A 9,797-nucleotide genomic window follows, 5' to 3' on the forward strand; every position below is an offset into this window, starting at 1 on the left:
GTTCGACAGCACGCTGCCGCTGGCTTGGATATGCGCGGCTTTCTTGTCCCCCAGCAATCCTTTTGGGCCGACGCCGGCCTCGTACTTGAACGTCTTGCCGACGACGCAAACCGCGTCGATATACGCTTTAAGCACGGGCGGAAAGCCGTAATTCCAAACCGGATTCACGAACATGTATTTGTCCGCAGCCACGAATTGATCGACCAGCTCCCCGAGACGGCCGACTTTGGCTTGCTCGGATTCGCTCAGCCGGTCAAACGGAACTCCTTCGCTTAGTTTGCCCCATGCGCCGAAAATTTCGCCGTCAAGCTGCGGAACGTTCATCTTGTACAGGTCCAAATGCACGACCTCGTCGTTCGGGTTCGCCTCGCGGTATGCTTCGACGAATCTTTGGCCGACGGACAAGCTGAAGGAAGATTTTGCATCGCCCGGATGTGCGGTAATGTAAAGTACGGTTGCCATAATATAGTTCCCACCTTTAGAAATTTTTTCAGGAACATTCATTCCTGTATTAATCAAAAATATTTTATATTGCCGGCAACATAAATATAACACACATATACATGGTTGGCAACATAAATTGATTCTGTGTCTCAGGTGAACACGAACGGGCAGTAGAGAAAACCAATGAGCTAGTCGTAATATCAGAGGGATGTATGGTAAAATTAGGGCATAGGCCATGAATTAAAGCTCTTTCTTAATATATTAAATAGCGACCAAAGCCCAGAGCTTCCCGCATACGGTGCATGATTTTTAGTAAAATTATACTATTCAAAAAAGTGAATCTAAAAGCATATTGACTCTTATATGTTAATATAATATGATATATTAATATAAAATATTTTATTTCAATGACGGGAAGCCAAAAATGCTTGAGTTCCTCGGCTAATGTTTCATTTTTTTCAAAAAAAATAATCGATTATTGATTATCAATTGGCTGTGGAGTACCTTTTGGGGCATGTATTCAATTGAGTGGCTCATGAACTAAAACCCATCTGAATGCAGTAGTAGAGATTTTGTATGTTTTTTAAAGAAAGCCGGTTTGCAGTTTACTTAATTGATAGCGCTTTCAGATCTGTTCTTTAGGCGGAACGGTGGAAGTTGGAGATTAAATAATAGCATTATTGGGGCATTTTTTGCAAAAAAATAATCGATTATTGATTATCTATTTTTCGCGGAGCACCTTTTGGAGCATTTTTTATTTGTTGGTAAACCCTGGATGATGCCAGCTGTACACCAAATAAGGGAGGTGATAAAGTCCAGTCTAAAGCCGGTAATGTGCAAGTTGAAGCGATGAAAAGTTGAACTATTCATTCAATCGGAGGTGTGAGCAAATGAGTAATTGGGGTTTTCTTAGTTCCCTAAAGTCATCGGTTAAACACGTTTTATCGCAAGGAAAGTATAATAAATATTGGTGCAAAGTAACTTTAGTTCTATGTTCTATAGGAATTGTTTTATGTCCCGGGGCTGTTTCAGCGGCTGCTAACGTTCAATTTAACACAGTCAAAACAATTGATTTGCCTGGTAAAGGAGGAAAAGGTGATATTGTCGCAGCTGATCCCGTGGCTCACAAAGTATACATAGCCCAAAAGACCAATAACAATATTATCGTAGTTGACTCTGATACCAATACGGTTTCTGCAGTGGTTTATGGCACTATGATGGGTAACGGAGTAGCATTCAGTCCTGATTATATCTTTGCAGCATCCGAATCTGACAATAATGTTACCGTTATTTCCAAAAAGGATTGGTCTATCGTAACTAAATTAGATGCATCTGGTAAAGCATCTGACGGCATCTATTACATTTCCAAAGAAAAAACAGTTGCTGTTGTTAACGATGAGTCTAATAATATGACTTTCTTCTCTGCTACAAGTCCATTCAAATCATTGGGAAGTATCTCTCTAAAACCGGATGATCCCCAATCTGGTCCCGATATAGGGGTATACGTTGAACAGACGAATACGATCTACCAACCAGTTGATAATAATGTTTTGGTTATTAATGCCAACACGCATAAAATCGAAAAAGTTTGGACATTTGACATTCAACTCACAAAACTTGGCGGTGCAAAAGGTATCGTCTTTGACCCCGTGAAAAACGTTCTTTATGTGGGCACAACCAACAAAAAGATTTTAGTCGTAGATCCCAATACAGGGACACTTGTAGGAACTATTGCAGCTTCAGCTGGTCAAGACCAATTATCGGCTGATTTCCAAAATCGTCTTCTATTTGCTGGAGAAGGAGCGATTGGAAAAGCGGCAGTGGTAGATATGGATACAATGGAGCCATTACCTGACTTAGATCTCGGTGGCGTGGATGCTGGTGTGCATACGTTGGACGTACTGCCTGGCTCAAGTACACTTTATGCTTACCAAGAAAAGGCCAACAAAGTACTTGCCATAAAGATTAATAAACCGACAAAAATTGTTCCACTAGCAACAAGTCCTGTAACAGGTTTACCTCTATTACCAATTGCTGCTATCGCGCTATCCTTAATTGCATTCGGGTTCTTCTTTTTACGTTTTAAACGGCATACTGAAAAATGAGGAAGCAAGAATGGGGAGAGTAGGTAATACGATTGCTTGGTCATTAATCGTCAGCGGGGTCATTCTTCTGACTCTGCTGGCCGTTTATTTTATGTATGGCAAATGGGAACAACACCGTTTATTAGCGGTTCAAAAAGTAATTGACTTAGACTTCCACCCCGTATCGGAAGTATTACCTACGACAGAAATCTTAAATATAAAAAATATAAATCCAGAGCCGGCCGTTTATAAGGGAAAACCTATAGAAGGTGCCTTGATTGGAACGCTCGACATTCCTGAAATTGGAGTAAAAGCAGCGGTATTTGAAGGTACAAGTTCTTCCATACTGGCAAAAGGACCTGGGCATTTGAATACTAGCGTATTTCCTGGAGAGATCGGAACTAGTATCGTAGCTGCTCATAATATAACAACATTTCATCGCGTCGGTGAATTAAAATTCGGTGACGAATTTACTATGGATACCGATGCTGGAAGCTTCCGATTTCGTGTAATTTCGTTTGAAACGGTAGAGGTAGGAGCGGATGTATATGAAACCTCTTATCCTTCTATGATAATTGAAACTTGCTATCCTTTTGATGCAGTATATTTAACTGATAAGCGCTATCTGGTCCATGCAGCACTTATCTCAAGCCAACTTGTCAGTCATGAAGATACAAACCATACAAAATAGGAAATGTATGCAAAATTAAAAACATATTTACATAAGAACCTCTCCAAATCATTTGGTGGAGGTTCTTATGTGAATGCAATTAGAATGACAGAGTGTTATCTCATCTCTTGAGTAATCCATATAGACTCTAAATTGGTGTTAAAATGGTGTTAAAATGGTGCTAGATTGGGGATAAATTGGTGATAAAACCTCTCCTAACCAACTAAAATGAGCTAGGCGAACAACAAAAACCCAGTAAAATCAAGGCTTCAGCGGACTATAATAGCTTCTATCAAACTCGCCTTTTGGCTCGCATACGGTGTATGTGGAGTGTACAGAGTTTCATGACGATTTGCTTGAGTAACCGCTCATCTTCAATATCCAGAAACAGATTCGTGAGCTGAAAGAGGAAAATGAAATCTTAAAAAAGGCGATGCACTACTTCGCGAAAGACCGTCGGTAAAATATGCTTTCATTGATGAACACCGCTCCGGATACCGGCTGGAGAAGTTGTGCAAGGTATTCAAGGTTTCTCGAAGCGGTTATTACAAATGGTTGAATCGTCCTGCTAGTGAACGGGAGCGTCAGCACAAAGAATGGACAGGCCAAGTAAAGGCGGTGTTTGAAAAGTATCGTCAGTTATATGGGAGTCCCAAGGTCACTCAGCAACTCAACCAAACAGGCACCTCCATTTGTGAACGACCGTTGCCCGGATCATGAAAGGGAACGGTCTGCGCTCCAGAACGGTGAAAAAGTACAAAGCAACAACCAATTCGAAACATAACTATCCTGTCCAAGAAAACGTGTTAAATCGGGCTTTTTCCACTCAAAAGCCGAATGAGAAATGGGTAACTGACATTACCTATATTCCTATAACTGAGGGCTGGCTTTATTTGGCGAGTGTCATGGATTTGTATTCCCGCAAGATTGTAGGATGGCATATGAGTGATCGAATGACCAAGGAATTGGTCTTACAAGCTTTAAAGCAGGCTCATGGCCGTCAGCAGCCTGGGACTCCTGTTCGGTGAAGGGATATTTATGATGTCAGGATATAACAGGGGATGAAATAAATTACGAAAACTATAAAGAATTTGAAGAAAAATATTACACACATTTTAAATATTTGAAGAATGATGGTTTACTACGATCAGCGTTACTAAGAAAAAATAACTCAGTAGTACATTCATGGGATTTAGAAGGAGAATAGCCAGGTATGATCGAGGTACATTCACCTTCATTATTGAACTACCCTGAAAATCTCACATAGCAGAGCAATTAAAATGGCAATACGAAACTAGGCGCAGCTATGACGTTTTTTTCAAAAGGCTGCGTCTCATGTTTTAATATGAGCGAGGCATTATGAGGCGTTGGGAGCTGAGATTGTTACGGTAAAGCCAAGGCTCTCTAGCCTACGAATGCGTTCCACTATGTAGAACGATTCGATACCATCTGTCGTAAAGTTTATCACTACCTTGTACCAGGGGGGACTTTCGTGCTCTCGGTTGAACATCCGATCTTCACCGTGCTCGCTGCACAAGACTGGTACTACGACCCGCAAGGCGAGAAACTGCATTGGCCCGTCGATAACTACCATACTGAAGGTCCACGACAGCTAGATTTCTGGATAATGATGTCATCAAATACCATCGTACTGTCGCCACCTATGTTAATGCATTAATTGATTCCGGCTTTAGAATTACGAAACTTTCCGAACTTCAACCGACCCAAGACATGCTGGATAAAAATCCAGCATGGCAAGAAGAAATCCGTCGCCCGATGTTCCTATTAATTGCGGCGGTCAAAATCTAGCTCGAAATTGGCGAAACAATAATTTTTTATGTTGAGGACATTCAGGTTAAAGCAATCGTTGAGTACGATTTGGAAGAAGAATGTTGGTACGGCAGGCATATCGAAGAGGTTATTACGGTACCTATGGAAGTCGCCGAAGCCAGAGAAGATGGATTTATTAATGGGAAATACTTTGGTACTTGGACAACTAAAAATAATATTGTAAGGAATATGAAGGAATTAGGCTTGTCAGAGGATATCATTCAAAAAGTATGTGGGCCATAGCTATGGTGACATTAGAAGTCTGTAATTATTAAAAGAGTATGGCCCGGCAGCCGCCGTTTGTTACGCTAACGGAGAACGTTAGTTCCATAAGATTGTACCATCTAGGCTGCAGGCGAATCGCTTGGTGGCCTATTCCGTTAAAGGGTAGTATTCGTTTCCCGTGAAGGATATTTATGGAAAATACCGAATAGTTTAACGAAACCAATATCGATTAACAAAAGTGAGGAAGAATATGAATATAGTTCTTATAGGTATGTCTGGAGCTGGTAAAAGCCTTTAGGTGTGTTACTTGCAAAAGCTTTAGGAATGGATTACGTGGATACAGATATTGTTATACAACAACATGAAGGTAATATAATTTGGAGAGCTATTCCTCTCTTTGATCAATTAATAGTGCGAAAAGGGTGATTTCATGGTTGAACCATCAAAATTGGAAATGTATGCGGACCTTGCTGTACGGGTTGGTGTGAATTTGCAACCAAGTCAGATTCTCGTAATTGGACAAGATACCCTTCCAGTTCCGATAGAATGCTTTGAGTTCGTTCGGTATGTAACACAGAAGGCATACGCAGCAGGCGCCAGGCAAGTTTACGTAAATTGGGAAGATCCTGAATTAAACCGTATTCGATTAGAGTCTGCATCTGAAGATTCATTAGATGAATATCCGCAGTGGAAAGTAAATTGGATGGAATCCATGTTGGCGGAAGGTGCAGCCTTTCTAGCGATTTTTATACCGTACCCCGACCTCTTGACCGGGATTGATCCCGCGAGAGTAGCCCGAGCCGCCAAAGCAAAAGCCAATGCTCTAAGAAACTTTGTGAATGAATATGCAAGTTTAAAGACAAACTATTGCATCCTCTCAGTCCCTTCAAAGTCTTGGGCTAATAAGCTGTTTCCTACTCTATCCGATGTAGATGCCATGAATAAACTGTGGGATATTGTACTGGAAATCGTACGCATTGATACGGATCATCCATTCCAAGAATGGAAGACTCATGTGTCTGAATTGGGTAAAAGAACGAAACTCCTAAACGATTACAGATTTACCAAACTGCGCTATTCAGCCCCTGGTACAGATTTGACCGTTGATTTGCCAGATGAACATCAATGGATAAGTCTTGCCACCGTAAAGAATATAAACAATGTACCGTTTCTTCCGAATCTTCCGAGCGAGGAGGTATTCACAGCACCTCACCGTACTGGTGTTAACGGTACGCTTCGAAGTACAATGCCATTATATTACGGTGGAACAATGATTAATAACATTCAATTGACCTTTTCAGAGGGTAAAATTGTCAACTATTCTGCCGATGAGGGATTAGCAACCCTGAAAGGAATCATTGCATCCGACGAAGGTTCCAGCTACCTCGGTGAAATTGCTCTGGTGCCGGTCACTTCTCCGATAGCCAAGCATGGCATATTATTCATGAACCCGTTGTATGACGAAAACGCCTCATGCCACTTCGCCATTGGGAATGGGTACCCATCTAGTATTGTGAACGGGCAGTCTATGAGCCCAGAAGAACGGTTAGAACGTGGATTAAACCAAAGTATAACCCATGTTGATTTTATGGTTGGTTCGAACGAACTCAACATTGATGGTGAAACAAAGGATGGTAGGCGAATACCGATACTTAGCGCTGGAAATTGGGTTCTGTGAAAGAAAAAATACTGTCTGCTAAGGTAGATTGAGATAAGACGGCATTTTTAGGTCAGTAACCAAGAAATGATTACGCTAACGGAGAACTATAGTTGAGGATCTGCTTCGCGGCAGATCCTCTTTTGTCCATTGAAGTAACTGGAAGAATTGCGTGGTAAATAGTATATAATGAGAGTAGTTTATAGGGGGTAGTTTAATGGATTTTCATATAAAACCATATGAAAGTGTTGGTCCTATTTCGTTGGGAATGACTAAAGAACAAGTCAGGAGCGTAATCCCAGAGAAGGCAGATGAAAAGCATGATATTCGGGGGGGATATACTGACTTTTTTGTTAATTCGGTTGTTTTTGCTTACTATACAGAGGAAAATGGATTTTGCGAAGCTATTGAGTTTTGTCAGCCAACAAAAGCTATATTCAATGGAAGACCTTTAAATGGGGTTCCTTTTATAGAAGCAAAGAAGTGGTTGGAACAATTTGATAATGAGTTAGAATATGAAGACAGTGTAGGAGTTACATCATATAAGCTTGGTATTGGACTTTATGCACCTGATTATGATGAAGACGAAGAGCCTGGAGCATTTGTAGAAGCAGTAATCGTTTTTAGAAAAGGGCATTATGACTAGTGGAAATCACAAGAATCATTGAACTACCGGTGAACGAGAGTTTAATAACCCACATCAAAAGGCTGCCGCGAGAACGACCGGCAGCCTTACTGGCGCTAACGGGCAGCATACTTGAAGTAACTTAGGAGAAATTTCGAATTAAAAGATTCTTTGGAAAATCTTTATCATATAACCATTCGCAAAGTATTAATCGAATCCCGATCGATGGCGCATCCTCAAAATTTTGAATACCTCAAAATCTTTCTATACATTGTTTTATCTTTAAGCGTGTTAAAAATACTCATATCTGGCCCAGTATTAATCTCTAGAATCCATGGCTTCATATTTGAATCAATAGCAATATCAACTCCAAAAGCTTTTTTTCTTCTATAACTTTTTCCAAGAACAATACTCGCTTCTCTCCCTAAAGATTTAATCCTTATTATAAAGTTTGTCCTATCGGCTCCTCTGAGATGTGATTTGAGTAATGTTTCTATTGGAAATGGTGTGCCTCCACTGTGGAAATTAGTTACTATCTTGCTCGGTTTAGCCAACCGCCCAATTATACCTGTCGTTTCGAGTTGTCCACTTCTGTTCTTTTGCACCATAACTCTTATATCAAATGAACGACCGTCATGTTTTAACAAATCAATACCTTGTTGAACAACATAATTGTTTTTATATAAGAACTTGTGAAGAGAATTGGATAAAGCATCAAATGTATCATAATTTCTTGAGGTAGTTCCACCTCTTAATACGAACCCATTTTCCGTTTTAGTTATCTTATATATTCCACGACCTCCGGTGCCCTCATCTGGTTTTAAGTAAAGGGAGTCATACTTTCTTATCATATTAAAGATGTTAGATTTTGTTGCTGCTTCTGTGTCAGGTAGTAATGTGTTTATATTGCTATATTTTTTCATGAAATTATGTTTTCCTAATTTCCCCATTTTGTATTTCACCTTTTTCACTCTATCTACCTCCTACATATCATTTAGAGGTAGTATATGCGAACAGGTTTACATGGGGTACATGCTTTAGAAGGCTTTGGATCTCTGATGGAGGACATTTTTGCTTTGAAAAGAATCAAACTACAGCCGAAGACTTCGGCTGCTGTTCAACTACCCTGAAAATCTCACATAGCAAAGAACTAAAAATGGCAATACGAAACTAGGCGCAGCTATGACGTTTTTTTCAAAAGGCTGCGTCTATAGTTTTAATATAGCGAGGTATTTATGAGGCTTCGGGTGCAGCGATTGTTACTGTAAAGCCAAGACTCTCTAGCCTACGAACGGATTGTTTGACAATGACATCTTGCTGTCGTTTTTCGAAATAATCAGCACCTAAATCTCGGTAATCTTCGTTGCGAGTTAAAAGATGATAGGCGATCTTCATGATTGCGTGTGCAACAGCAACAGCCGCTTTACGACCACCTTTACGTGCTGCGATTCGCCTGTATAGGGCACCGAGATAATTGTCAGATCTGCATACGGATTGTGAAGCTTCAAGAAGTGCCGATTGGAGATATTTGTTCCCTTTGCGAGTTTTCGAGGGTTTTCGTTTACCAGCACTTTCGTTGTGTCCAGGCACAAGACCGATCCATGAGCAAAGGTGGGCTGCACTTGGAAACCGCGAACCAACATTTGTTCCAATTTCAGCTAATATTTGTTCAGCCGTACGTCTGGCAATCCCGGGAATCTTGAAAAGGGTCTAGCCGTTTGGCTACCTCCGCATCCAATTCCGTGATTTGTTCATTGAGGAAATCAACGTGGGTAAGCATTGTTTTTAGCATGAGGCGTTGATGTGAGCTCATCTTACCCCGAAGTACAAGTTCAAGTTCTTCCTTCTTTTTCTTCATGACTCCGCGTGCAAAGCTAGCAAGTTTTTCCGGACCTTCTTCGGCATTAATCATCGCATTTATCATGTCACGACTGGAAAGCCCCATAATATCTGTGGCGACAGCAGCAAGTTTAATGTTAGCTCCTTCTAGAACTTTCTGTACCCGGTTATGTTCACGAGCTCGTTCTTGAATTAAACTGCGCCGGTAACGAACTAACTCGCGCAGCTCACGCTGGTTCCGATCTGGAATATAACTTGCAGTAAGTAATCCGTGACGTAACAGGTCTGCAATCCATTCAGCATCTTTCACATCCGTCTTTCTACCGGGAACAGCCTTCATGTGCTGGGCATTTACGACAAGGTATTGAATGTCCTCGGCTTCAAGTAAGTTGACGATAGGTTTCCAAAAGACGCCTGTACTTT

At 40.9% G+C, this 9,797-nt stretch carries 9 protein-coding genes and 1 pseudogene; 7 read left to right on the forward strand and 3 right to left on the reverse strand.

The genetic code is table 11. From position 1 onward, the window contains the following. The coding region (locus BLT91_RS29610) for an FMN-dependent NADH-azoreductase (RefSeq protein ID WP_090827771.1) at positions 1–462 on the reverse strand (462 nt) is incomplete at its 3' end. 872 nt (positions 463–1,334) lie between these two features. On the opposite strand from BLT91_RS29610, the gene BLT91_RS29615 reads away from it, so the two are divergent. The 7 genes from BLT91_RS29615 (at position 1,335) to BLT91_RS33730 (ending at position 7,681) form a co-directional block, all read left to right on the forward strand. Beyond that, on the forward strand, positions 1,335–2,549 hold the full coding sequence (locus BLT91_RS29615) for a YncE family protein (RefSeq protein ID WP_090827761.1): 1,215 nt from the start codon (positions 1,335–1,337) through the stop codon (positions 2,547–2,549). Between the two features lie 10 nt (positions 2,550–2,559). Continuing rightward, positions 2,560–3,219, forward strand: coding sequence for a class D sortase (locus BLT91_RS29620; protein WP_090827763.1), 660 nt, complete (start codon positions 2,560–2,562; stop codon positions 3,217–3,219). Positions 3,220–3,914: 695 nt separating this feature from the next. Beyond that, positions 3,915–4,226, forward strand: coding sequence for a DDE-type integrase/transposase/recombinase (locus BLT91_RS29625; protein ID WP_090827765.1), 312 nt, complete (start codon positions 3,915–3,917; stop codon positions 4,224–4,226). Positions 4,227–5,076: 850 nt separating this feature from the next. Continuing rightward, positions 5,077–5,271, forward strand: a complete 195-nt coding sequence (locus tag BLT91_RS32180; RefSeq protein ID WP_217635302.1) for a hypothetical protein — start codon at positions 5,077–5,079, stop codon at positions 5,269–5,271. A gap of 412 nt (positions 5,272–5,683) precedes the next feature. Further along, on the forward strand, positions 5,684–6,931 hold the full coding sequence (locus BLT91_RS29635; RefSeq protein ID WP_090827767.1) for an aminopeptidase: 1,248 nt from the start codon (positions 5,684–5,686) through the stop codon (positions 6,929–6,931). Positions 6,932–7,127: 196 nt separating this feature from the next. Further along, a complete protein-coding gene (locus tag BLT91_RS29640; RefSeq protein ID WP_090827769.1) occupies positions 7,128–7,556 on the forward strand; it encodes a hypothetical protein in 429 nt (142 codons plus the stop codon). Next, positions 7,556–7,681: a hypothetical protein gene (locus BLT91_RS33730; protein WP_302847577.1), complete on the forward strand. Its 126-nt coding sequence runs from the start codon at positions 7,556–7,558 to the stop codon at positions 7,679–7,681. Before BLT91_RS29640 ends, BLT91_RS33730 begins: the two co-directional genes overlap by 1 nt. 90 nt (positions 7,682–7,771) lie before the next feature. On the opposite strand, the gene BLT91_RS29645 is transcribed toward BLT91_RS33730, so the two are convergent. Beyond that, positions 7,772–8,506: a YheC/YheD family protein gene (locus tag BLT91_RS29645; RefSeq protein WP_254777202.1), complete on the reverse strand. Its 735-nt coding sequence runs from the start codon at positions 8,504–8,506 to the stop codon at positions 7,772–7,774. A 262-nt stretch (positions 8,507–8,768) separates the two neighbouring features. Further along, positions 8,769–9,797: pseudogene (locus tag BLT91_RS29650) on the reverse strand (IS110 family transposase); the annotation flags it as partial.

The organism is Paenibacillus sp. yr247, from assembly GCF_900103825.1.
In the GTDB taxonomy this organism is placed as follows: Bacteria; Bacillota; Bacilli; order Paenibacillales; family NBRC-103111; genus Paenibacillus_E.